Source organism: Shewanella sp. Scap07, assembly GCF_013394145.1.
GTDB lineage: Bacteria > Pseudomonadota > Gammaproteobacteria > Enterobacterales > Shewanellaceae > Shewanella > Shewanella waksmanii.
Map to the genome: position 1 here is coordinate 4481521 of NZ_CP041329.1, position 24027 is coordinate 4505547.

Annotated in this window: 20 protein-coding genes; 13 read left to right on the forward strand and 7 right to left on the reverse strand. The window is 45.1% G+C overall.

Annotated features, from left to right (window positions below):
- The first annotated feature begins 3 nt into the window (after positions 1 to 3).
- The 9 genes from FLM48_RS19780 to FLM48_RS19820 all read left to right on the forward strand — a co-directional run bounded on the left by FLM48_RS19780 (position 4) and on the right by FLM48_RS19820 (position 10462).
- The gene (locus FLM48_RS19780; protein ID WP_179025854.1) at positions 4 to 1527 is read left to right on the forward strand and encodes an amidohydrolase family protein; all 1524 of its coding nucleotides are present in this window, start codon (positions 4 to 6) and stop codon (positions 1525 to 1527) included.
- Positions 1524 to 1910: a RidA family protein gene (locus tag FLM48_RS19785; RefSeq protein WP_028773906.1), complete on the forward strand. Its 387-nt coding sequence runs from the start codon at positions 1524 to 1526 to the stop codon at positions 1908 to 1910. Before FLM48_RS19780 ends, FLM48_RS19785 begins: the two co-directional genes overlap by 4 nt.
- A gap of 64 nt (positions 1911 to 1974) precedes the next feature.
- Positions 1975 to 3432, forward strand: a complete 1458-nt coding sequence (locus tag FLM48_RS19790) for a sodium:solute symporter family protein (protein WP_179025855.1) — start codon at positions 1975 to 1977, stop codon at positions 3430 to 3432.
- Positions 3429 to 4352 carry a sugar kinase gene (locus FLM48_RS19795; protein WP_179025856.1) on the forward strand — a complete coding sequence of 308 codons (924 nt, stop codon included), beginning with the start codon at positions 3429 to 3431 and terminating at the stop codon, positions 4350 to 4352. The genes FLM48_RS19790 and FLM48_RS19795 overlap by 4 nt, the downstream gene beginning before the upstream one ends.
- A 38-nt stretch (positions 4353 to 4390) precedes the next feature.
- Complete coding sequence (locus FLM48_RS19800; protein ID WP_179025857.1) at positions 4391 to 6811, forward strand: family 20 glycosylhydrolase; 2421 nt, start codon at positions 4391 to 4393, stop codon at positions 6809 to 6811.
- A gap of 343 nt (positions 6812 to 7154) precedes the next feature.
- Positions 7155 to 7670, forward strand: coding sequence for a DUF6795 domain-containing protein (locus FLM48_RS19805; protein ID WP_157577591.1), 516 nt, complete (start codon positions 7155 to 7157; stop codon positions 7668 to 7670).
- Between the two features lie 357 nt (positions 7671 to 8027).
- Positions 8028 to 8681 carry a DUF6795 domain-containing protein gene (locus FLM48_RS19810; protein WP_179025858.1) on the forward strand — a complete coding sequence of 218 codons (654 nt, stop codon included), beginning with the start codon at positions 8028 to 8030 and terminating at the stop codon, positions 8679 to 8681.
- A 64-nt stretch (positions 8682 to 8745) separates the two neighbouring features.
- Complete coding sequence (locus FLM48_RS19815) at positions 8746 to 9258, forward strand: DUF6795 domain-containing protein (RefSeq protein ID WP_179025859.1); 513 nt, start codon at positions 8746 to 8748, stop codon at positions 9256 to 9258.
- A gap of 31 nt (positions 9259 to 9289) precedes the next feature.
- Positions 9290 to 10462, forward strand: a complete 1173-nt coding sequence (locus tag FLM48_RS19820) for a lipase family protein (RefSeq protein ID WP_179025860.1) — start codon at positions 9290 to 9292, stop codon at positions 10460 to 10462.
- 67 nt (positions 10463 to 10529) lie between these two features.
- Here FLM48_RS19820 and ubiA read toward each other — a convergent pair whose 3' ends face one another.
- Together ubiA and uvrD are read right to left on the reverse strand one after the other, a co-directional pair.
- Entirely contained in the window at positions 10530 to 11390 is an 861-nt protein-coding gene (gene ubiA / locus FLM48_RS19825; RefSeq protein WP_179025861.1) for a 4-hydroxybenzoate octaprenyltransferase, read from the reverse strand.
- A 115-nt stretch (positions 11391 to 11505) separates the two neighbouring features.
- Positions 11506 to 13671, reverse strand: coding sequence for a DNA helicase II (uvrD, locus tag FLM48_RS19830; RefSeq protein WP_179025862.1), 2166 nt, complete (start codon positions 13669 to 13671; stop codon positions 11506 to 11508).
- A 326-nt stretch (positions 13672 to 13997) separates the two neighbouring features.
- Between uvrD and FLM48_RS22630 the strand changes: the two genes are divergently transcribed.
- The gene (locus tag FLM48_RS22630; RefSeq protein WP_218645311.1) at positions 13998 to 14210 is read left to right on the forward strand and encodes a hypothetical protein; all 213 of its coding nucleotides are present in this window, start codon (positions 13998 to 14000) and stop codon (positions 14208 to 14210) included.
- 123 nt (positions 14211 to 14333) lie between these two features.
- Here FLM48_RS22630 and FLM48_RS19835 read toward each other — a convergent pair whose 3' ends face one another.
- The gene (locus tag FLM48_RS19835; RefSeq protein WP_179025863.1) at positions 14334 to 14693 is read right to left on the reverse strand and encodes a hypothetical protein; all 360 of its coding nucleotides are present in this window, start codon (positions 14691 to 14693) and stop codon (positions 14334 to 14336) included.
- The gene (locus FLM48_RS19840) at positions 14693 to 15715 is read right to left on the reverse strand and encodes a hypothetical protein (protein ID WP_179025864.1); all 1023 of its coding nucleotides are present in this window, start codon (positions 15713 to 15715) and stop codon (positions 14693 to 14695) included. The genes FLM48_RS19835 and FLM48_RS19840 overlap by 1 nt, the downstream gene beginning before the upstream one ends.
- 781 nt (positions 15716 to 16496) lie before the next feature.
- On the opposite strand from FLM48_RS19840, the gene FLM48_RS19845 reads away from it, so the two are divergent.
- The 3 genes from FLM48_RS19845 to FLM48_RS19855 all read left to right on the forward strand — a co-directional run bounded on the left by FLM48_RS19845 (position 16497) and on the right by FLM48_RS19855 (position 19864).
- Complete coding sequence (locus FLM48_RS19845) at positions 16497 to 17174, forward strand: hypothetical protein (protein WP_179025865.1); 678 nt, start codon at positions 16497 to 16499, stop codon at positions 17172 to 17174.
- Positions 17175 to 17183: 9 nt separating this feature from the next.
- Positions 17184 to 17912, forward strand: coding sequence for a hypothetical protein (locus tag FLM48_RS19850; protein ID WP_179025866.1), 729 nt, complete (start codon positions 17184 to 17186; stop codon positions 17910 to 17912).
- 1118 nt (positions 17913 to 19030) lie between these two features.
- Positions 19031 to 19864: a class I SAM-dependent methyltransferase gene (locus FLM48_RS19855; protein WP_179025867.1), complete on the forward strand. Its 834-nt coding sequence runs from the start codon at positions 19031 to 19033 to the stop codon at positions 19862 to 19864.
- Between the two features lie 317 nt (positions 19865 to 20181).
- Here FLM48_RS19855 and FLM48_RS19860 read toward each other — a convergent pair whose 3' ends face one another.
- The 3 genes from FLM48_RS19860 to FLM48_RS19870 all read right to left on the reverse strand — a co-directional run bounded on the left by FLM48_RS19860 (position 20182) and on the right by FLM48_RS19870 (position 23792).
- Positions 20182 to 20463 carry a hypothetical protein gene (locus tag FLM48_RS19860; protein ID WP_179025868.1) on the reverse strand — a complete coding sequence of 94 codons (282 nt, stop codon included), beginning with the start codon at positions 20461 to 20463 and terminating at the stop codon, positions 20182 to 20184.
- 99 nt (positions 20464 to 20562) lie between these two features.
- A complete protein-coding gene (locus FLM48_RS19865) occupies positions 20563 to 20952 on the reverse strand; it encodes a hypothetical protein (protein ID WP_179025869.1) in 390 nt (129 codons plus the stop codon).
- Between the two features lie 941 nt (positions 20953 to 21893).
- Entirely contained in the window at positions 21894 to 23792 is a 1899-nt protein-coding gene (locus FLM48_RS19870) for an Ig-like domain-containing protein (RefSeq protein ID WP_179025870.1), read from the reverse strand.
- Positions 23793 to 24027: the final 235 nt, after the last annotated feature.

A 24027-nucleotide genomic window follows, 5' to 3' on the forward strand; every position in this document is an offset into this window, starting at 1 on the left:
GCTATGATAACCCAGGTTAAGCCTGCCGCTATTACGGTTATCCAAGGTGCCCAAGTTTTCGATGGTACTGGCGCTGCGCCAATAAACACTGATGTTGCCATTTGTGGTGATCAGATTGTCCATGTTGGCTGTTGTGAGCATCTGCAAATTGCGCAAGTTATTGCGGCCCACGGTTTAGCGCTAGCCCCAGGTTTTATAGATGTTCATACCCATGACGACCTTGCAGTCATGCGCGATAAACCCATGCAGAGCAAGTTATCTCAAGGGGTCACCAGTGTCATTGTTGGCAACTGTGGTATCAGTGCAAGTCCGGCACTGGCTGACGATGAGCCGTTGCCGGACCCAATTAATCTACTTGGCGACAATCACGCTTTTACTTACGCCACGTTTGCTGATTATGCCAATGCCATTGCCAAGGCACAGCCTGCTGTGAATGTTGGCGCGTTGGTCGGCCATACTACGCTGCGCTGGCAGGCAATGGATGATTTAACTCAATGTGCTACACCTGAGCAGATGCAGCAGATGCGCGCCCAGCTCAATTTAGCGCTCAGCCAAGGGGCGCTCGGCTTTAGCACTGGGCTTGCCTATCATAATGCACAAGCGGCCAGCGCGGCAGAAGTGCACTATATCAGTCAAGATTTAGCCGACTATGGCGCAATCTACACCACCCATTTACGCACTGAGTTTGCGGGTATTCTCGATGCCATGACCGAAGCTTTTGATCTGGGCAAAGCCGCCCAGGTGCCGGTGGTCATTTCACACCTTAAATGTGCAGGCGTCGATAACTGGGGACGTGCACCAGAAATCGTGGCGCATTTGGCCCACGCGCAGCAACACCAGCAGGTGAGCTGTGACTGTTACCCTTATACTGCCAGTTCAAGCACCTTAGATCTCAATCAAGTGACTGACGATTTTGACATCTTCATCACTTGGTCAACCCCACACCCAGAAATGGCCGGGCAAAACCTAGCCGATATCGCCCACACTTGGCAATTATCACTCACCGAGAGTGCAAAACGATTGCAGCCTGCAGGCGCGGTTTACCACTGCATGAGTGATGACGATGTCAGCCATATTTTGTCGCAACCAACCACTATGGTTGGCTCAGATGGGTTGCCCTGCGATCCGCACCCACATCCGCGTCTTTGGGGCACCTTTCCACGCGTATTGGGTCACTATGTGCGCGAAACGCAGTGTTTCGAGCTATCTGAAGCCATCTACAAAATGACCGGCCTAGCCGCCAGCCAGTTTAACTTGGCTCAACGAGGCAAGATTGCCGCGGGTTATTTTGCTGACTTAGTGCTGTTCAATCCTGAAACCGTCAACGACAGTGCCAGCTACGAAAACCCCAAACAGGCGGCGACCGGGATTGAGCAAGTCTGGGTCAATGGCCAGCTAAGCTACCAGCAAGCACAAGGTGCATTGCAAGTGAGGGCGGGACAACTACTAACACGATCTTTTACTAACCCAAAAAATGACAGCGCTGCCATTTTGCCGCGCTCACAAGCATCAAGGAGTACACAATGACAATTACCCGTTTTGGCACCGAAGGTGGCGTTGGCACAGGTGGACAGCATCTGCCCTTTTCTCGCGCAGTGGAAGCCGGTGGCTGGTTAATGGTTTCTGGGCAAACCCCAATGCGTGATGGCGAAGTGGTTGAAGGTGGCATTATTGAACAGTCCACTATTGCCATTGAAAACTGTTTTGAAATCATGCGCGAAGCGGGCTATAGCGCAGAAGATGTAGTGCACGTTACCGTGGTGTTAACCGACGCCCGTTATTTCCAATCGTTCAATAAAGTGTTTAAGCAATTTTTCGGTGATAACCCACCCGCACGGATCTGCATGGTGGCTGATTTAGTGGTCGATTGTAAGGTCGAAGTCGACGTGCGCTGCTTTAAGCAGGCGTAATCACCACGATGTTCGTCCAATAACTTTATCCATCAACAATAAGAAAACCTAAAGGTAATCAAGTATGGAAACCATGTTTATCTGGTCATTCGCTGCCTATATCGCGGTGATGATTTTCATCGGTTGGTTTGTCACTCGCAAACAGCGCGGTGGCGAGCAGTTTTTATTGGGCGGGCGCAATTTACCTCTACTACTAACGCTAGGCACCACTGTGGCAACCATGGTGGGCACAGGTTCATCCATGGGGGCGGTCGGGTTTGCCTATAACAATGGCTGGGCTGGCACTTTATATGGTTTGGGCGGCGCGGTAGGTATCTTGTTGTTGGCCTGGCTTTTTGCACCAATACGCCAACTAAAGTTTATGACCATGAGCGAGGAGCTTGCCTACTATGTGGGCGCCAAAGTGCAGATCAAAAATCTCATTGCTGTGATCATTTTTATTGCCAGTATCGGCTGGTTGGGCGCGCATATTATTGGCGGCGGCATGTATCTCGCGTGGCTGATGGATATCGACATTGGCTGGGCCAAGGTCATTGTCGCCCTCAGTTTTACGCTATATGTGATTATTGGTGGTTACACCGCAGTGGTGTGGACTGATGCCATTCAAGCGCTAATTTTGTTTTCAGGCTTTATCCTCATGGCGCTGTTTTCCATTCACTTTATTGGCGGCTGGCAGCCCATGCTTGCCGCGCAGCCATTAGAGAATTTGTCACTATTTGCCACCGAAAAAATCGGCATCATTCCGGCGCTGTCGTTAGCCGCTGCAGTGATGGTTGGCGTATTAGCTACTCCTTCATTTAGACAACGTATTTATTCGGGTCGCGATGTCAGCTCTATTCGAAAATCCTTTACCTATTCCGGCATTTTGTACCTGTTTTTCTCTTTCATTCCGGCCATTATCGGCATGGCGGCATTTGCCACCAGCCCTGAACTTAACAACGCCTCTTTCGCTTTCCCGCATATTGCGCTCAACATCATGCCATTGTGGCTAGGTGCGTTAATTGTGATCGCCGGTATCTCTGCCACCATGTCCAGCGCCAGCTCAGATGCCATTGCCGCGGTGAGCGTGGTACTGCGAGATCTGTACTATTTAGTTAGAGGGCAAATGCCTACCCCCAATCAGGTGGTGCTGCTTTCACGCATCGCATTAGCAATGACCATTGCTTTGGCCCTACTACTGGCCCTGAGCTCAGATAACATTATCAGTTATATCACCACCATGATTGCGGTACTCATGTCAGGCTTATGTAGCTGCTCTATTCTTGGCCGTTTCTGGCAGCGCTTTAATTGGCAAGGCGCCATGGCTAGCCTCATTTTGGGCAGCCTAACCGCCATTGTGGTTACCCAAATTCCACATTGGCTTAGCTTCTGGGGCAACCCAATTTTACCATCGCTTATGGCAGCATTACTGGGCGGCATCATCGTCAGCCTATGTACGCCAGCTTGCGGTGTCAGCCAAGCACAAGCCTTGGCCATTCTCAGCCAGCAACGAGAACAAATGGAACAGGAACAGGCGTCATGACTCAGATTGTGTTCTTTGGCGAGTGCATGTTAGAAGGCGAACCTTGTGGATTGTTTAGCTATGGCGGCGACACCCTAAATAGCGCCGTTTACTTGCGCCGAGTGAGCGCTAATAACATCAATGTCGCCTATGCCACTGCACTAGGTACTGATGATGACAGCCAACGATTACTGAACGCTTGGTGCCATGAAGGTTTAGACACACAACTGGTCACCCGCTTAAGCGATAAAAAGCCCGGCCGCTATCAAATCCAACTAGATACCCATGGCGAACGCCAGTTTAGCTACCAGCGTGCCGATAGCGCTGCCACCGCTTATTTTAACGAAGCCGATACCCCACTTGAGCAGTGCTTGCGCAGCGGGCAGATTGACTACCTTTACGTAAGCGGGATCAGTTTAGCGATCCTGAACGATCTGGCTAAAAACCGTTTATTAAGCTGTATCGCCGACTTTAAACAACAAGGTGGCAAGCTCGTCTTCGACAACAACTATCGCCCGGTATTATGGCAGCATAGTCATGTGCGGCATTATTACCATCAAATCATGCAATTGACTGATATCGCTCTGTTAACCGATCAAGATGAGTATTTGCTATATGGCGAGCAAAACCTAGCGCAGATCATCGCCCGCACTCAGGCAATGCAGATCCCTGAAGTGGTGATCAAGCAAGGCGGTGAGCCCTGTGTGGTCATTACCGCCAACGGCCAAGAAACCATTGCCACTGACAAGATGAGTGACGTGGTGGATACCTGCGCTGCCGGAGATGCCTTTGCTGCCGGTTACCTTAGCCAACGCCTCAAACAGCAGCCTGTGCAGCAAGCGGCGCAATTTGCCCACCGCTTGGCTGGCAGAGTGATTCAATACCCCGGCGCGATTATACCCAGTGCCGCCATGCAAGATCTCATGACGGTAAATTCCTAATGCTTATCCCCATTAAACGACGTACAAGAGAGTTACTCATGAACCTAGCAATATTCACTATTGGCCTACTAGTTTCAATACTGGCACTGCCAATCCATGCAGCTGCGATGCCTGCAGAGATATCTCCCGCAGCGAGCTTGATGCCGCAACCAAAATCGATGACAGTCACCACAGCACAGCTTAAACTCGGCGATAACATCAAGTGGGCAAGCCTGGGCTTATCTGCACAGCAACAACAAGCGTTAACGCTCAAACTCACCAAACAACTGTCATCGGCATTGCAGCGCCCTGTGCAATTGACACAGGTTGCGAAAGACCAAGCACAACTGCAGATAACTCAGCAAACAAGTCAGGCTCATCGGCCGGTGAAACTCGGCGATGATGAAAGCTACACGCTTAACATTAACCAACAACAAATCCAAATAAGCGCTGCCAATGAGCTCGGAGTCAACCATGGCCTGAGTACACTTAGTCAATGGCTGTATCCCCAGCGTAACCTAATGGCAATTCAAGGGGTGCAGATAGAAGATGCGCCTCGCTATCCTTGGCGCGGTTTACTGATAGATAGTGCCCGCCATTTTATGCCTATCGACACTATTAAGCGTCAAATTGACGGTATGGCCTCAGCCAAACTTAACGTATTACATTGGCACCTAACCGACGACCAAGGCTGGCGATTTGAATCAAAACACTACCCGAAACTGACACAGCTCGCAGCCGACGGTGAGTTTTATAATCAGCAGCAACTGCAAGAGATTGTCGCCTACGCAGCCGCCCGTGGTATTAGAGTGGTGCCTGAAATGGATGTTCCTGGCCATGCTTCAGCCATTGCCGTGGCCTATCCAGAGTTAATGAGCCAACCGGGCCCCTACGAGATGGAGCGCCATTGGGGGGTGTTTGAACCTATCCTCGACCCCACCAACCCGGATGTTTATCAATTTGTCGATAAACTCGTTGCAGAACTAGCGGCGATATTTCCCGATCCCTATTTGCATATAGGCGGCGATGAAGTGCCACCCACACAGTGGTTGAATAACCCTAACATTGTTGCGTTTATGCATGACAATGACTTCGAAGATGGCGAAGATTTGCATGCCTATTTTAACCAGCGTATCAGCAAAATTTTAGCGAAGCATCAACGTAAAATGATGGGTTGGGATGAAGTATTTCACCCGCAGTTACCTAAAGATACGCTGGTACAATCCTGGCGAGGCATGGACTCATTAGCCAAGATCACCGCCGCAGGTCACCCAGGATTATTATCAACGGGCTTTTACATCGACCAACCGCAGTACTCTAGTTACCATTATCGTAATGAATTGACACCACGCACCCCGTTCGCCATGCCTAAATTTGCGCCGCAACAGCAAGCGCAATATTGGCAGCTTACTATCCCAAGGTTAAAGGGCAGCGCGGTAAGCGTTGGGCTACTGATAGCCGCCGATAGCCCGAGTGCCTATGTGCGTCTTAATGACAAGTTTAGCCGCCAAGTGAGTGTCAGCCAGCAAGGTACAAATGTGGCGTTGACACTCGACACTTGGATGGGGCCGGTGGCTTTTGAGTTGGATTTAGCTGACCATCAAAACGCCACTGGTTTTGCTTTTATCGGTAACAGTTACTACCCTGTCAGCGGACAACTGACAGCCGAAAAAGATGCTAATCAACTGGCGCAAGACAAGCTGCACTTAGCCCCTGCCACTCACCCTTTAAGCCTCACCAATACCCTTGGCGGAGAAGCAACCATATGGGCTGAGCTCATTACCGCTAACAACATTGATGTGCGCATCTGGCCACGTTTATATGTCATTGCAGAGCGGTTCTGGTCAGCTAAAGACCAAACCGATGAAGCCGCCATGTATCAGCGCCTTGCCGACATGGAACATTATGGCGCTGAGGTTATTGGTTTGCAGCATCAGGCGCAGCAGCAAGCGGGCTGGCAAGCACTACTTGGCGAAAAATCAACGCCAGCCGACGCCCAGCCATTACACATTTTGGCCCAAGCACTAGAGCCTGCTCATTACTATACTCGCCACCATATTAACTATCAGCGAGACTTGTATCATCAGCAGGCACCGCTAGATCACTTTGTTGACTACCTCGCAGTAGAGAGCTTGCCGCTAATCGCCATTGAGCAGCAGTTGCAACAAGCAGACGCACCACTTAAACAGGCGCTGGCAGCCATGGAGCAGTTACTGCTTCAATGGCAAGCTAATCAGCAACCACTGCTGACGCTGATTGCTGAACACCCACGCCTAGGAGATATTAACGAGGTAGCCAATCAAATGAGTCAAGTGACTGACATAGGTTTGCGACTCACTCGTCAGTGCCAACATCCACCACTTAGCTCGCCCCAAGCGGACGCTATCGACATGCAATTACTGCAGTTATTGCAACAACAAGAGCCACACGTGATAGCCGCAGCCCATACTTTAAGACGTCTAGTTAGCTATTGCCGCTAGCGATTTTGCTAGCCACTAGGCCTAACAAACTAATAAGCAAAGTCAGCGCTGAAAAGTTGCTGACTTTATGCTTTTAGCAATAGATTCTAAGCCATTATTTTATTGTCACCTCTGCCTATAAAACTGCTATTTAATAGCGAAAGCTAGTCGTTAACTACACCCCAAACAACAGCATTTAGATTAAATACACCCCATAGCACATCAATCAAAACGTTGATAAACAATAGACCAATTCATCATTTACTTTTTATATTCAGATTGAGATAAATAGCGACCCATATTTGATCCTGACCAAATCAATATGGAAATAATATTCATCGCTATGCTTGAGTTGAAATCTATTATGAGAAAACTATTGAGCTTATTTAGTAAGCGCACCAAGGTCGAAATATTTCCCGCCACTGCTGGGCGTTTATGCTTGCACAATCAGCCCGTCAAAGGTTTACAAATCCGCCGCGGTTTTTACCATGTCAGTGTGGCCAAAGAAGGTGTGTGGGAGCAAACCACTACCGACATCAATGGCCGTTTTTACTTTAGTGAACACTGCATCCAATCGGTACTGCCTGCTCATCAACTTGATAACGCCATCACGCATCAAATTATTGAAGTGGCCGACAATCGCTTTATTGAGTACCACGACCGTTATTTGTGGTCAGCTAAGTCTATCGGGCGATCGCATATCAGTCATTTCCAGCAACGTTTAGGTATGCTCGATGGTGACTTAAATCAGCAACAGCAGCGGCACAATATCATCGGCGATGACGGCCAAATACTGGTGGTTGATAGCCTGTGCCATTGGCCAATGTTCACCATTCAAGAAGCCAATCAGCAACGCGCTAATGCTGTGGTGCAAGTTTGATACTTTTAAATTTTTTTGAATATCTTTAATTTAAACAAGCATCAACGATATAAAAACATTGTTATTGACACATTAACGACATTGATTGCAAATACGTTAATAACAAATAAAAAATCAAGCTAATAATATATATCGACCAACAAGGTTGAACATAATAGTTAAAAGTAAATGTTGATTATTTATACCAAAGAATTATTTACTTAAATTAATTGTTCACGCAAAATATTGAGCATATTTTTGCCATAACAGCATCAATATCTTTACCGTTTTGGCCTGTTGCAAAGTGTTAATTACAAAAAGTGTTCGTTGTAAAAGGCTGTCGTTGCCAATAGCAGTCGTTACTGAAAGCCACCGTGTGTGGGTGAGAGCATTTTTAAAAGCAACATCATCGCAGGCTACCTAAGTAAGAGTCGTCATATTATGCGATACAAAGGATTGTTAGGGCTTGGCGCCGCACTTTTTTTACTGCTGGCGAGCCATGCTTTCACCAAGGATTCAACTATGCTGTCAATGTTTAAAAAAGCGGTCGATGTCGAAGTATTCCCTGCTGTGTCAGGCAGTATAGTGCTTCACGGCAAGCCAATGGCCGGACTCAAATTGCGTCGTGGGTATCTGTACCTCAATGTGACTGAAGAAGGCGTGTGGGATGAGACAGTGACAGACGACAAGGGTCAGTTTAGTTTCTCTGACATAGTCATACAATCCACACATCCTACTCACGCATTCAGTACCAATATTATTCAGCAAGTAATTCAAATATATGATGATAACTACCCTGAATATAAAGAAGTATATCTATGGTCCACCAACTCTACAGGGATCAAACACAATAGTTTTTTTATTGAAAGACTCTCTCAATTACATTGCGATTTGTCGGACGATGTCATTTACCACCAAATCATAGACGAACAGTATAAAGGTGCAATTAGATTTGAGATTGACAGCATCTGCCGCTGGCCGAGCCTCGAAGCTTTAGAAATCACTAAGCGTGAACAGTATGGCGAAATTTAGCTTAATCATCGGGCTAGTATTGACCCTGTGTTTATTACTCATCACAAAATACACGGAGAGTGCCATGTTTGGCCTATTTGAAAAAGCCGTTGATGTAGCGGTATTTCCATCAGTCTCTGGTCGAGTCTTGAATAATGGAGAGCCTATTAGCAATTTCAAGCTACGTCGTGGTTATTTATATCTAGGAACAGAAGAAGAACAACCAGTATGGGATGAAGCCTACACCGATGAACAGGGCAACTTCCAATTTCCAGAGCTTATCATTCAGTCCAAACTTCCAAATATTCCATTCGGCAGAACCATCATAGCCCAACTTATCGACATTCAAGATACAAGGTATCCAGAATACAAAGATACCTATCTATGGTGGGCAAAATCAAAAGGAGTCAACCACATTTCACATTTTGTTGAACGCTTAGCTGCATTGAACTGTGATTTAAATGATGAGGAAGTCCCACATCAAATAATTAACGAAAAGTACGAAGGTGCAATTCGCTACGAAGTTAAAAGTATCTGTCGCTGGCCTGAGTTAGAGGCCATTGAAGTAGAAAAGCGCGAAAAATATGGTGAATGGTAAAATTCAATATAAGCAAAACAAGGAACGTTTTATGTCAATATTATCCCCCAAGCTCGCCTCAGAACTTGCAGAAAGTGTTTACGAGTTTGTCAAACCGAAAACTAGCTTTGGCCATGAAGAGGGTTTTGGCACCAGCTATATTCAAAAGCACTTCGAATTTAATCGAAAAGGCATCGGTCAAACTGGCGGTTATTTTATTAACAAAAAGACTGGCTTTGCGGCAATGGGTACAGGGAAAGGACAATATAGTGGCGATGCCATTGTAGCCATTAGGGGGACTTATTTACCTTCACTTGCAGATTGGGGGACCAACTTGCAGCTTGCTCTCCATACTGCCGATAATAACCAACCGGTACATGCCGGATTCCAAAGGGCTTTTTCATCACTTAAACCACAGTTTCAGCAGTTCTTAAACCAATGGTGCACCAATCATCCAGGCAAAGCAGTGCATTGCGTGGGCCATAGCTTAGGTGGCGCATTAGCAACGCTCACAGCCGATTGGATATCGAGCCGCTACACAAAGAATGTCAATCTATACACTTTTGGTGCCCCGCGGGTTGGTCAGCTCGGTTTCGCATTAAAAAACACCACTAAAGTGCCAAACAACTACCGTTGTACTCATGGTGCTGACCTAGTACCCAAAGTGCCACTGTGGCCATTTTTCCACTCACCCTACAAAGGCTTTGAATATCGTCTTGATCGTTCGCAAGGGTTGAGTATGGAGGCACATGGCATGAGCCCATTAGAAGGTGGTAACCCAGGTTACCTTGTAAGCGCAAACTGTGAAGACTGGTCTAGCTTGCAACGTAAATCCAATGAATACTTACAGCCGGTGCGCTTAAAATATGAAGACCGCAATCAAGCGAGCTTTAGTGATTATTGGAGTGAACGCCTCAGTGCCGCATTGATAACTTTGCTGCGTGAAACGCGCTATTACGCAGCAGTAGCGGTGCAAGCCACCATTAGTGCCGGTGCAACTTTTTATGATTTAGTTGCCCGCACCTTAGAAACCATTGCCAAAACCGCGACCAAAGCCGCTGATCAAGTTAAAGGCCTATTAGGCCATATGCTGGCATTTGCGGGCTCTGCGGTTACCCTAGTTGCCGATCTGACTTACCACACGATTCGCGCCATCTTTAACAAGATGCTCAAGCGTTTATATGCGGGCGTGCGTGAAGCGCTCAAGTGGGTGCATAAGCAGTAATGCGTTGCCAATAAACTGTACATACAAAAAACGCCTCATAAGAGGCGTTTTTGTTAGATACTGTCAATTACACAAGGTAATCGACACCTAAGGCCACAAACAGGGCAAACCCTGCCCAGTTATTATTTAAAAACGCTTTAAAGCACGGCGCGCGTTCACGGCCATTGATAAGTCGTTGCTGGTACAGGCTAAAGCCGATAAAGGTGGCAATACCTAAACCATACATTAAGCCGCGGTCAGCCGCCCAGCCTGCAGTAATGAAACACCCCAGCGCAGCTAATTGAAACAGCCCGATAATATGACGGTCATATTGGCCAAATAAAATCGCGGTCGATTTAATGCCAACCTTGAGATCATCATCCCTATCCACCATGGCATACATAGTGTCGTATGCAACTGTCCAGCACCAGTTAGCCATAAACAACCACCAAGCTTCAGCAGGCACTTCACCGGTTTGCGCAGCATAGGCCATAGGGATAGACCAGCTCCATACTATGCCTAAAAACATTTGCGGCATATTGGTAAAGCGCTTAGTAAATGGATAAATAATGGTAAGGATAATGCCGACTACCGACAGCTTAACCACCAGCGGGTTAAGCATTAGCACTAAGCCAAAGGCAAATAACGCCAGTACCACAAATAGGGTTAACGCCTCTTTGACCGACACTTCGCCGCTTGCCAGCGGCCTTGATTTAGTGCGCTCAACATGGGCATCGAGGTTTCTATCAGCGTAATCATTAATGATGCAGCCACACGCACGCATCACTACCACACCAATAATGAAGATGACCAATACCTTGATATCAGGCATCCCACCGGCGGCTAATACCAATGCCATTAAACATGGCCACATTAGCAATAAGGTGCCGATCGGTCGGTCCATGCGCGCTAAACGCAAGTAGATATCTAACTTAGCTTTAAGATTCAATTTAGGCACTCCTAATACTGCTGCGGCCTTTATTATTTTTGTTGTCAGCAGGCATTATGACTGACCTTGGCGGACATTCAACTGCTTTAACGCACCAATGCCAGGCATCAGCCAATTAACACGCTGCCAGTCGGGCATATGCCACCACCAGCCATTTGCTACCGACATCTAAAAAGTCCACTTGCACTCGCGCTTGGGCGCCACTGCCCTCAAAGTTAGTCACCTTGCCTTCACCAAATTTAGGGTGCATTACTTGCTGCCCCAAACTAAAGCCGGTGTCATTGGCAGGCCCTTGGCTTTGACCAAAGCGCTGTGACTGCGATGGTGCCGATACGCTCGCTTTCATGCGAATTTCTTGCACGTAGTCACTGGGGATCTCATTGATAAATCGCGATGGTCTTGCAAAGTTTTCACGGCCATAAATGCGGCGCGACTCAGCATAAGTGATGTACAGCTGCTTCATCGCACGGGTCATGCCCACGTAACACAAACGCCGCTCTTCATCGAGACGGTCACCTTCATCCATCGCCATTTGGCTTGGGAAAATCCCCTCTTCGACGCCCGCCATAAACACCATAGGAAATTCTAGCCCTTTCGCTGAGTGCAGGGTCATCAGTTGCACGGCATCGGTAAAGGCATCGGCCTGGCCTTCACCCGCCTCTAATGCGGCATGGGATAGAAACGCATTAAGCTCGCCCATATCCTCTAAACCTTCCGGCATCACAAAGGTACGCGCTGCGGTCACTAGTTCGTCCAAGTTTTCCACTCGGGCGCGGGCTTTCTCGCCTTTTTCGGCTTCATACATCGCCTTTAAGCCAGAAGTTTGAATCACATGATCTGTCATGCGGTGCAGTGACTGATCTTCGGTTTCTTGCTGCATGGTCACAATCAAGTCCATAAAGCCACGGATAGCATTAGCAGCACGACCACTGAGCAGTTTTTCATCCAGTGCACGCAGGCAGGTTTGCCACAATGTCAGCTCTTGCTGGCGCGCGGTAGAGCGTAATATATCTAAGGTACGGCCGCCGATACCACGGGCTGGCGTATTGACCACCCGCTCAAAGGCGGCATCATCGTTTTTATTGCTGATAAGACGCATGTAACCCATGGCATCTTTAATCTCTTGGCGTTCGAAGAATCGTAAACCGCCATAAATACGATAGGCCAACCCTTTGTGCAGCAAGGCTTCTTCCAACACACGGGACTGGGCGTTTGAGCGGTACAAGATGGCGCAATCACTCAAATCGCCGCCCATGTCCTGCCAGTCGGTAATACGGCCGACAATAAAGCGCGCTTCATCCATCTCGTTAAAAGCGCAATACAGCCCAATCTGTTCACCGTCTTTGTCTTCGGTCCACAGCTTTTTACCCATACGGTCAGGGTTGTTAGCAATCAATTCATTAGACGCATTAAGGATGTTGCCACTAGAGCGATAGTTTTGCTCTAATCGAATAGTTTCAGCATGGGGGAAATCATCTAAAAACTTGTGCAGATTCTCTACCTGCGCGCCGCGCCACCCGTAAATAGACTGATCGTCATCACCGACAATCATCACATTGGCGCTATTACCAGCCAGCACACGAATCCAGGCATACTGAATCGCATTGGTGTCTTGAAACTCGTCCACCAAAATATTCTTAAATCGGTCTTGATAATGCTGCAATACATGGGGTTTATTGAGCCACAGCTCATGGGCACGCAGCAAAATTTCGGCAAAGTCGACAAGACCGGCTCGATCGCACGACTCTTGATATACCGTATAAATTTGCAATAGGTTTTGCTCAATGGGAAAGCCGCCAGCATCAATATGCTTGGGACGTAAACCTTGGTCTTTCTTACCATTGATATAGCCTTGAGCCTGACGTGGCGGATATTGCTTTTCATCCAAATTAAGGCTTTTTAGAATGCGCTTGATCAGACGTAATTGATCGTCTGAATCTAGAATTTGGAAACTCTGTGGCAGGTTGGCATCTTGGTAATGGGTGCGCAATAAACGATGGGCTAAGCCGTGGAACGTGCCTATCCACATACGCCCCATATTGCTGCCACTGACCTTCTCTACCCGCTCACGCATTTCTGCCGCAGCTTTATTGGTAAAGGTCACCGCTAAAATAGAGTATGGACTTTGCTGTTCAACCTGCATTAACCACGCTATACGGTGGGTTAGTACTCGGGTTTTACCACTGCCTGCGCCAGCTAGTACCAACATGCTAGATTGAGGTGCGCCAACGGCTTCGCGCTGTTTATCGTTTAAGCCGTCGAGTAAAGAAGATACGTCCATTCCTGCCTCCAAAAAATTCAGCGAGCAGTATAACAGGAGCCGTGGTTGAGATGATAGAGAGTTGGGTTATCCAAGGGGTGATGGATGGTTACGGTTTCACGTCTGGTGGGGACCTGTGTCGAAGGCTAACGCCTTAATTGATATCCATTGCCTGCAGCAGGCTTTATGTGCAGATGCTATTTCGGGACGCTTTGCGCCATCCATGGCCGCTTAACGAAAACATCCATGTTTTCGATACCCTCAGCCGCATCTACACTGGGATATTTATCTCTTCGATTAAGCTGCATTCTTCACTTTTGAGTTATTAAGAGCAAAGTGGGTTATCCATGGCTTCATGGATGGTGGCAGGTTTTCGCCTGCCCGGCGAGGGATATGCAGATGCTATTTCGGGTCGCTGCAAGCACTTCCATGTGCGCTCAACGGTGGCATCTGATGTGAAAGGATTCACAAATGCCGCGGTGACATGGATGTCAAAGAGCGGCCATGCCACCAACGCCCTCAGCCGCATCTGCACTGAGTTATTTGTCTCTTCGAACTAGGCCTTATGATTGGAACAGTGCAAGGCATAAATTTAGTTTGATCTGACCTCACATATCCATAGTATTGAGTTAAAGCCACCTTCGGGTGTTTTTTTAGTAAAGTCATTAGCCAGTCATTATTAATCACCCATGAATAACAATACTTGTAGCCAGTGCAGCTAAAATAAATACGAAACATAGAAAGTAAACGATAAACAGTTTCTGTATACGGTTAGAGATATTTTTCCTTTTTTCTAGCATTCCATAGCGTTTAGCATGAAATGAAGACAAAAAAATAGTTGCGTATTGCAGTACTCCCAAACATGAGAAAAATATGTTCAGCGTATAAAAACGAACTCCGTCATCAAGAACATCCTCTACTAAAGGCAACAATCTATACTGAAAATAAAATAAACCTATAATCCAAATAAATCCTAGTAAGCAGCCACCAAAAAACAGATATGCTGAAACCAGTGATATATACGACGGTTCAATTGGTGACATTACTTGATTCCATGAGCTTCATACAAAACTTCCCCTTTAGATTCGCCAATTTTTCCACCATATTTTCCGCCCAAATAGCCTCCCCCAGCCCCTGCAACAACAGCACACCAAAAAGCACTAGTTCCACCAGATGGTAAACCAAACACTAGTGTGCATGTAGCCCAACTCGCTGCGCCCCCAGTGAGAAACCCGCCAACAATGCTACCAGTGGCCTTCCCTGTTTGAGTGTACTTTGACTTACTACACTGAGCTTCATTACCAACAGAGCAAGCTTTTTTGATATTGGCAACAGCATCAACACCTGTTAATGCAATACCAAGGTAGCCAACACGCTTTAAATTACGTGACATATCTGCGACTGCAGCATAATTTTTATGAAAATTGGGTATACTTGTTGCGTTACTTGGCGCTTTATTCCACTGATGAATGATACTTTTACTGCTTAACCCTAAATTTCTACGGATATCACCAGCAATAAGATTTCTACCTAACTTAGGCTGTGCAAGACGACTTAGGGCCGCATCCAACCTTGCAAATTGAATTTTACGTTGAATAAAGAAGCCTCTGTTATTCAGGTTCCCATTCGATTTGTAACTTTTGACGTAGGTACGCTCTATGTCTTTAAGTATCGACTTAACTTGGCTAGTGTGCGCATTCCATACCGTATTACTAACCCCTAATAATAAACCATTGTAACTAGCAACGTTGGATAGAAACTCGTATCGTTTCACTAACAACTGCTTTTCTGAGTTACTCAGTTTTAATAGAGTTAAATCTACTGCTTCCGCAATTGCTAAGAACTCAGCCTCCTCAACAGTACATTCATTGGCACCTTCAGGAGACAGCAATACAACTTGTCCCACTTGCACTATGCCATCCTTAATATGAGAATTAACCATTTTAAAATGTTTATAGGTATTGTCGGAAGGAAAGTTATACATAATCATGATAAGTTGATCTACAGGCATCTGTTTTTCAACTATATGTATCGCCTTGTTTCTCTCACTCGGTAGTGCATCCATGACTTAGCCCTTAAAATTCCATTTTTAATTTTCTACACAAACTTTTTTGCGATGACTCACCATAATTAACTAATAACAAGAAAACAGATCTAAATGAGTTCAAATTTGTTGTAAATCCGCCCTTGTGTGGCGCAAATATTAACAATTCCCACTATCAAACCCCATGCATCAAAAGTCTCATTTAAAGCGTGTGGGCTAGTAATAAACAGGGGGGGGGATATCCCCATCTTTGCCTGCAACGTCATTACGTGGGGAACCATTAAGCCAAATGGATGGCTCTGTATTTCTTATCATGGATAACTAATTAAGTTTGCTCAGTCCCCACATATTGAGCTGGAATTAGGCTATCACCTCCAACGAGGTTGAATTATCCATACCCTGATGGATGGTGGCAGGTTTCGCCTACTCGGCGAGGGATGTGCAGATACTACTGTGACTCGCCGTGAATCCATCCATGGAGGCTCTGCCGTGACATCTGATGTGAAGGGATTCACAAATGCCGCACTGACATGGATGTCAAAGAGCGGTCATGTCACGAAAGGTCACCAGTTTTTGTTGACCACTACAGATCTGTCGCCAGTAGAGCATGAACAAAGTTCCTTAAAAAAGGTGTCCTGATTTAGTTGCGCAGAACAATAAATGACTTGATAAATAATGACTGGCTTATGAGTTTTGCCACGAAAAAATTCAACTTTGGGGACTGTTATTTTTCGCGGGGACTAACTATTATACATCTTACAGGTAAGCATTTGAATTTTAGAACATTAATAAGGTTAACCTAATGAAGTCTGTACTTGTGATTATCTTGTCAAGCACCATTGCTTTTTCCAGCAGTATTTTAGCAGGAGAATACGTAGAAACTTATGATTCATTTGTCGATCGCACATACTCTTTAGAGCAAATTGGAGAGGAAATAAAGCGTGTATACGAGAAGTCAGAAATTGATATGCAAGGTTCTGAATTAGTATCAAAAATGAGATTCAAAAAAATTTATGAAGATCCTCGAGCCATTTTTTACCTATCCCAAACTCACCCTGAGCACAGATATAACCATGTCGCAGGTTTTTCTATTGGGGAAAGACCCCATATAAAACAACAACAATTTCAGATGGGTAACCTTATCTCCATGATGCAATTTGCAGCCACAGACGATGTTTATGATCGTCTTAGATTAGAGCTAAAGAATCAGGGGGTTGAGTGGCGTGGTGATCATAGTAGGGAGAGTGGCTTATATACTCCGACGGTAAAAGTTGTTGGAGTAGGGTTTATCAAAGGAATCAATGATTCTAAACATAGGGTTATGTATTTGGTACAAGAAATTAGAGTCCATTCTATAAATGACTCACATATCGTTTATTACGAAACCGCTGCACCAGTATCACTTAATGTATTTTGCTCTGATGATCGGGTTTATCAATCATATACTTACAAACGTGTTTGTACACACAAAGGTTACTAAGGGTTAAAAATGAAGAATTCTATTTTCCTTTTATTTTTTATTTGTTTTCTGCTTTCTGGTTGCAACTCTACACCCAAAAAAGCGCTAATGGTTCCAATCATGGCCGATGTAAATTCTGGCATCATTAACATTGGTGAATTTGCTACTTATCAGCAAATAAAACTGCACTACAACGTACCAAAGTCATCAATAAAAACACCAGACACCTTAGTTCAAGATATGTATTTTCAAAAGAAACTACAAACCGAGAATGTAGATATTTACATTAATCGAAATGACCTTGACTCAACTAAACTATCTCATGTCTATGGTTTCTCAGTTAGTCCACCTACACAGTTTATTCAAAGAGAACCCTGGTACAGCTCGATACCACAAGAGCAGCTTAAAATTGAAAAACCATTGGGCCTGGAGTTTTTATGGAAAACACAGTTAACCAATGACCCTAACCTAAGAAAAGGTCAACAAGTTCTTGTAAAAGGGCTTGGTATTGTGAAGGAAAATGGTAAAGCAACAAAAGTTTATTACATTATGCGTACTGACATATCTAACTATGCCAATAAAAATTATTGGTATGAAAATGCCCCAATTAATTTGAATGATCTATGTAACGGGGAACCACCGACTGAAAATTATAGTACACACCGGCCTTCAAGCGCCGACAAGATATTCAAGATGAACTGCGAGTTCGGTGCAAAGCTTGAAACGCGTCCAAAACCATCGTCCGGTAAGCTGTGGTAACAATAGCGGTTCTATATCGTTTAGAGCGGCACTTGCATTTATGCCGCTAACTAACAAATTTAATCAGTCTTATCAGTTTCGGTATGTGGGGCAGGGTAAACTTTATTTGATTACCATACATTTCCTAATCCCATGACCCATCTTTAGACCCTTTGCACTAACCCGTTTATGTCCAATAACGATTTTGCTTCTGATTACCCAAGTCATACCCAAAAAGCCAAATCGAAGAGACAAATAGGAATATTGGGTCAGAGTAAACTTTTTAAGCTAAATTCAACTTTCAGCTTCAAGCCCCTTCAATCTAGTTCGGCTCTGACCATAAAAAAGCACAAACGGAGAGACAATTAATCCGGTGTGAACGCGCGTTGACTCTCGGTGACAGGCCGTTCCTTGGCATCCCTGCCACCACGGCATTTGTGAATCCCTTCACATCAGACATCACGGCGAGCCATAAGTGAGTTCGCACACACCACGCTGGAAGCGAAAATTCCCTATCACTCATCGGGTGGATGACAGACAAGAATATTGGGTCAAAATCAACTTAATTCATTGTCAAAACGCGACCTTTTTTCAAAACCCATTCCCCACTCTTTAAATAGGCTCATTGCTACCTACAAGAGTTCAATCGAAGAGAGCAAATCATCCAGTGTAGATGCGGCTGAGGGTATCGAAAACATGGATGTTTTCGCTAAGCGGCCATGGATGGCGTAAAGCGTCCCGATATAGCATCTGCACATCACCCCGCTGGAGGCGAAAACCTGCTACGTCAATCAAGCATTGATAACATCCCCCCGCGGGAAGCGAAATCCTGCTACATCAATCAGGCATTGATAACTTCAACCCGCTGAAGGCAAACCCGTCCCATCTCGGCATTAGCGAATTATTCATCGCCGCCTGTACGAAAGTAAGCAAAATCTCGTTTTTAACCAAACAAAAGGATGATTGTAGCGGCTGACAGCCTCTGCTAGGTTGCTAATCATTATTAAATTAAACCGAGCGCGAACGGCGGTTACAGCTGACTTGTGGTTTAGATGTGACAGGGAGTTGGCGGTAATACGCTGTTATATGCACAGGTAAGCTTATCCAACATTTCAGGCTTAAATATAAGGAAATAGAAAATGGGTAAATATAATCTTATTGTAGGCATTGCACTTCTATTATTTGTAAATGATGCCGTCGGTGGCTCAGATGATAAAGATGCAATTTGGCAGGCTGTTCACAATAACTCTTATCGCACAGCGGAAGAAATCAAGCGAGATGAATTCCGTAACCCAGAGCAGGTATTACGTTTTTTTGAAATTGATGAAACATCTTCTGTAGGTGAAGTCGCACCTGGGCGCGGTTGGTATACCCATATACTTGCACCTTTATTAAAAGAAAAAGGCAGGTATGTGGGGTTACAACACAATCCCGCTTACTACGGAAAGTGGCCTGATTGGGCAAAACAACTTTTTGCCTATCCAGAGAAAATTAAAAATGAACAAAACTTATATGGCAGTAACGCGATTGGTACTTGGCTACCAGCCGTTGAAGGCTTACCTGTAGAGGCCGCGTCATTAGATGTTGTGTTTATCGTACGTACAATGCATAACTGGCAAAATCAAGGAAGACTGGAAAATGGCCTCAAGCAATCTTGGCAAATATTAAAAAACAATGGTGTTTTGGCCATCGTGCAACACAGAGAAGATGAAAGCGCTAGAAGCGATCGTGAAGCGGCTTCGAAACGTGGGCGTTGGAAACAATCAGATCTTATCAGTGTCATTGAATCATTTGGGTTTAAGTTAGTCGCTAGCTCAGAAATAAACGCTAATCCTAAAGACACAAAGAACTATGAGAAAGGCGTTTGGACATTACCGCCAAGCCTTGCTCTGAAAGAAAAAGACCAAGAGGTTTACACAAAAATCGGGGAATCTGATCGTATGACTCTTAAATTTGTGAAAGTTTCATCATAAGTAGTAGCGGTATAAAGATAGCAATATGGAATACGCATATAGCAAGCTGCTAAAGCGGCTCATTACTTCGCACAAAGGTTTTATCGAAGCAAGTTAATCACCCAGTGTAGTTGCGGCTGAGGGCGTTGGTGCCATCCCTGCCATCGAGGCATTTGTAAAACTCTCCACATCAAATTCCACCGTCGAACGCACTGGGGATGCTTGTAGCATCCCGATAAAGCATTTGCACTGAGGTACTTGTCTCTATGAACTAGGTTTTATGACTGAAAAGTTATGAGGCGCGAATAAGGTTCACCCTGAACTCGCACCTCCTTCTTTCAAAGGCCGAGTTCATTAGAGTCTTTGACAAAGCGAAGGGAGTATCCATTAAATGATTTATGCAATACTGAATACATACAGCAAATCGAAATAGGAATGGCTATTACGTAACCCACAATTGAGCTAATCAATTCAAGGTTATCATCGCTTCCTGTCAACGCAAATACTAAACCAAGCACAAAGCCAATAAGCACACCACCTATGACACTAAAGAGCGTCGCACGCCAAAAAAAGCTCCACCAAAAACTAGTCGCTTGCTTCCATGTTATTTCTTTACTCATTTGAATCATCCTTTATTCACAATTTAATTTGCCTTGTCTACGCTTTACTCACGAGCACCAATATCAGGCGCACCTTAAAAACTCCCAGTGGTTAGCCAATCAATTAGTTGACCAAATGCCGCTTATGTTTGCCGCATTAGCTAACACTCCAGCTGCAAGCGGTACAGTGAACAGTACCATTAAACAACGAACTAGCAGTCGCTGTTTGGTGGTTAGTTGCTTTAATTGAGATTTTAAATTTTCACTACGCAACCGCAGAATACTGGTACCTAAAATTAGCGCCAATACAAGCCACCAAAAGTGCTGAGTGATTAACGGTACATGGTAAGCCACACCATAAACGCCAGCACAGCTAATCAGTGCAAGCAACCATTCACCAAGCCAGCTCCATTGAAAATAGCGATCTTTCATTAGCCACATTAGCCTTAGGGCAAATGCAAAAAAAAGATAGCTCGCCAGAATCCAGAATATGTATTTGAATACGTCCATGTACCACCTTTCGATAAAAGTTTTCCTTTAAAAGCTGTTGTGATCTGCTAACTATCTAGCAACTTTGCTAGGAAAATGAAAGCAGCTATGAGTAGCGGGGAAACACACTTTGCCTCTGTTTCTTAACCATGGGCTACACTGCTTATTCCAAAGAAAAAATATCAAACAGCACCAAATAGCGAGCCCGCCATAAACAAACTCAATTTCACTGCGGTACTTTTATTCCATTTCTTTTTCGACATACTAATACCTTTTACTCAATAGAAAAGACTTTTAACAGCTTTTTGTCCGATGAAAGATAAAAGTATTAGTTAATCAGTCATTATTAATCAATAACATAGCAAGATTACGCTGGACTTATCAATAGCTCGTCAACAGAGAGTTGTTCATTGAATAAATACACCAAACAAAATAGTGAAAACTGAAGAAACAAGGTATAAACAGCTGCTTTAAAAGTGGAAAAAGTAGGACGAGAGTGCTACTTAGTGGTCAGAGTAAACTTCATTTATTAAGAAGACACTTCCTATCTAGAAAACCACTTCTCTCTCTTTAAGCCGGATTTTTATTAAACGTACAAAGGTTTAATCGAATCAAGTTAATCACCCAGTGTAGATGCGGCTGAGGGTATCGACAGCATGGCCGCTCTTTAAGATCCATGTCCCTCGGCATTTGTGAACTCCTTCACATCAGATGTTTTCGCTAAGCTGCCATGGATGGATTCTTTTGGAAACAAATGGGCGAGCCGAAAAAGCATCTGCACATCAGTCTGCTGCAGGGAATAATTACCAATGAAGGGAACTACCTTCAAACACATCACCCCGCTGGAAGCAAAAACTCCCCGATACTTATCGCGTAGATGACAACCAAATCCCCCTTTAAAAGTAAAAAAAGCCACTACTATGTAGTGGCTTTGGCAGGGTTTAGGAGGGAGTAAGACTAAACTACTTAGACGCGTCTAAGAATCGTTGATAGCGCTCTTCGCCTTTAAGCAATTTAGCGCGTTCAACATCATCAAATACGCCGATAGTTGGCATCTCTGATGTATGACAAGATGCACAAGCATTTGGGAGTACCGCGGCAGAGGTACATACAAATGCACTTGGTACAAATGGGCCATCGGCATGACACGCAGGTCCCCAGCTCACAGCCATATTAAAGTACGCTTGTTGCTGTGGATCGCTACCTTCATTGCGGCTATATGGCACTAGTGCATCATAGTTAGCGAGTGATTCCGTTGGTGTTATCACGGAGAAATCATGGTTGCTGTTGTCCCACATAAAGGCGACGGAGCTAATCGCTGTTGAGTGACAATCCATACACGTTGCACCCACCATGTCATGGATCGGCATTTTGTGGTCAGCACCTTTGTCATGACAGTTTTGACAAAGCTTATCTGGGTTGTCAGCAGGGGCATTGATTTCCATGCTGTGTGGGTTGTGACAATCACTACACGCCACCTGCATGTCAGCATGTTTTGAGCCATTGTACTCAACCACTGAGTTTTTCTGGCCTTTAATCCGATCGGTACCTAACCATACACCTTGGGTATCAAAGGTAGTGAAATCGAGCACTTTGTCACCCACCTTAAATGTCTTACCAAGCTCAGTCGTTGGGTTGCCTGCATCATCCAATACAAATTGATATAACTGCGAGTATTGTGTTAAGTCATGATGTTTCGACATTTGGTGGCACTGCACGCAGCTGTCATTCTTTTGCTCAAAGGTCAGCTTAGCTGGATTAGTAATATCATCGCCATTCATCGAAGTAGCATGGATAGAACCGGCATTGTGGCATTTCTCACAGGAGATACCATCTTCTACTTCACCACTGTGCATATTGCCTTTGCTAACCAACATGCCGTAGTAGTCGTTCTCTTCCCAGCCCATCACTTTTGAGCCAGTCGTGTGACAAGTCATGCACTGGTTTTCCCAGCTCATTTTATGTAACTCGTCGGCGACAATCGCGCCATTGCTATGAACATCATCCATCTTTTTAAGGCTACCGTCAGCGTTCCAAAATACTGAGCTGGTGTAAAAGCCGCTAAAATAGCTTCTGCCTTCGTAGCTCACCCAAGCAAATGGCATGGTAAGGCCAATGGCATCTTGTGGATCGGCAGACTTTTGCTCGTAGTCATAACTGATAAATTGCTTTGAGGTCGTCGATGAAATACCGTCAATGCGATAACGTTGGCTATTATCAGGGTTTACTTTATCCAGCAAAATCACATAGTACTTGCCGTCATCACCTTTGTAGGTGGTAATACTATTATTGGCTTTATATTTAATTTGATGTGTTATCGGGTTAGCCTCGGTTCCCCAATCTAACTCAGGAATAATTGCTTCAATGGTTTTATCAGGATCGCCGGTATACAGCGTGCGGTAATCATCCGCGTGAGTAGTGTCTTTCCACTCATTGTATTGACTTGAATGGCAAGTCTTGCACGTTTGCGCGGTAACAAATGTCGCCTCTGCTTCAGGCGGCACTTCTTTGGCTTCAACGGTAATAGTAATAGTTGAGCTTGCCTCTAAATCGCCATCAGAGATGGTATAGCTAAATGTTTGCTCACCCACCTTGTCATCATCGGCTGAATAGTACACCACATGATTACTGTCTATCTCTAAATCACTGGCGGAAACTACGGTTAACTCATCACCATCGGGGTCGCTATCATTGGCTAGTACGTCAATCACAACGGTACTGCCTTGTGTCACCGTGGCAACATCTGGCATCGCAATGGGCGCTTGGTTGGTCGGAACTTCTACTGGCGGGGTGTCATCATCGCTGTTACAGCCAAACATTATCGGTAACAATGCTAAGCACACTACACTTAATTTTCTCATGTTCATCACCTTTACTTCTTATAATAGGCTTACTGACTAAACCTTCTATTAACAGGTTAATGACACTGAAAATTGCTTCAATTTGAAAAATTGTCCCCCCAATACCTAATGTGATTGATGTCACATGCCAAGCACACATATTTAACTTTTTGCTTACTCAAACACGGTAAGCCAAAGAATATCTCGCTACAATAATCGTCAATGCTAGGTACTTCCTCCTATAAAGAGGTAATGA

What these genes read in the sequence shown, in the direction of transcription:
- FLM48_RS19780 (WP_179025854.1), top strand. Translation starts at nt 4, where the DNA reads ATGATAACCCAGGTTAAGCCTGCCGCTATTACGGTTATCCAAGGTGCC.
- FLM48_RS19785 (WP_028773906.1), top strand. Translation starts at nt 1,524, where the DNA reads ATGACAATTACCCGTTTTGGCACCGAAGGTGGCGTTGGCACAGGTGGA.
- FLM48_RS19790 (WP_179025855.1), top strand. Translation starts at nt 1,975, where the DNA reads ATGGAAACCATGTTTATCTGGTCATTCGCTGCCTATATCGCGGTGATG.
- FLM48_RS19795 (WP_179025856.1), top strand. Translation starts at nt 3,429, where the DNA reads ATGACTCAGATTGTGTTCTTTGGCGAGTGCATGTTAGAAGGCGAACCT.
- FLM48_RS19800 (WP_179025857.1), top strand. Translation starts at nt 4,391, where the DNA reads ATGAACCTAGCAATATTCACTATTGGCCTACTAGTTTCAATACTGGCA.
- FLM48_RS19805 (WP_157577591.1), top strand. Translation starts at nt 7,155, where the DNA reads ATGAGAAAACTATTGAGCTTATTTAGTAAGCGCACCAAGGTCGAAATA.
- FLM48_RS19815 (WP_179025859.1), top strand. Translation starts at nt 8,746, where the DNA reads ATGTTTGGCCTATTTGAAAAAGCCGTTGATGTAGCGGTATTTCCATCA.
- FLM48_RS19820 (WP_179025860.1), top strand. Translation starts at nt 9,290, where the DNA reads ATGTCAATATTATCCCCCAAGCTCGCCTCAGAACTTGCAGAAAGTGTT.
- uvrD (WP_179025862.1), bottom strand. Translation starts at nt 13,671, where the DNA reads ATGGACGTATCTTCTTTACTCGACGGCTTAAACGATAAACAGCGCGAA.
- FLM48_RS22630 (WP_218645311.1), top strand. Translation starts at nt 13,998, where the DNA reads ATGGCTTCATGGATGGTGGCAGGTTTTCGCCTGCCCGGCGAGGGATAT.
- FLM48_RS19835 (WP_179025863.1), bottom strand. Translation starts at nt 14,693, where the DNA reads ATGTCACCAATTGAACCGTCGTATATATCACTGGTTTCAGCATATCTG.
- FLM48_RS19840 (WP_179025864.1), bottom strand. Translation starts at nt 15,715, where the DNA reads ATGGATGCACTACCGAGTGAGAGAAACAAGGCGATACATATAGTTGAA.
- FLM48_RS19845 (WP_179025865.1), top strand. Translation starts at nt 16,497, where the DNA reads ATGAAGTCTGTACTTGTGATTATCTTGTCAAGCACCATTGCTTTTTCC.
- FLM48_RS19850 (WP_179025866.1), top strand. Translation starts at nt 17,184, where the DNA reads ATGAAGAATTCTATTTTCCTTTTATTTTTTATTTGTTTTCTGCTTTCT.
- FLM48_RS19855 (WP_179025867.1), top strand. Translation starts at nt 19,031, where the DNA reads ATGGGTAAATATAATCTTATTGTAGGCATTGCACTTCTATTATTTGTA.
- FLM48_RS19860 (WP_179025868.1), bottom strand. Translation starts at nt 20,463, where the DNA reads ATGAGTAAAGAAATAACATGGAAGCAAGCGACTAGTTTTTGGTGGAGC.
- FLM48_RS19865 (WP_179025869.1), bottom strand. Translation starts at nt 20,952, where the DNA reads ATGGACGTATTCAAATACATATTCTGGATTCTGGCGAGCTATCTTTTT.
- FLM48_RS19870 (WP_179025870.1), bottom strand. Translation starts at nt 23,792, where the DNA reads ATGAGAAAATTAAGTGTAGTGTGCTTAGCATTGTTACCGATAATGTTT.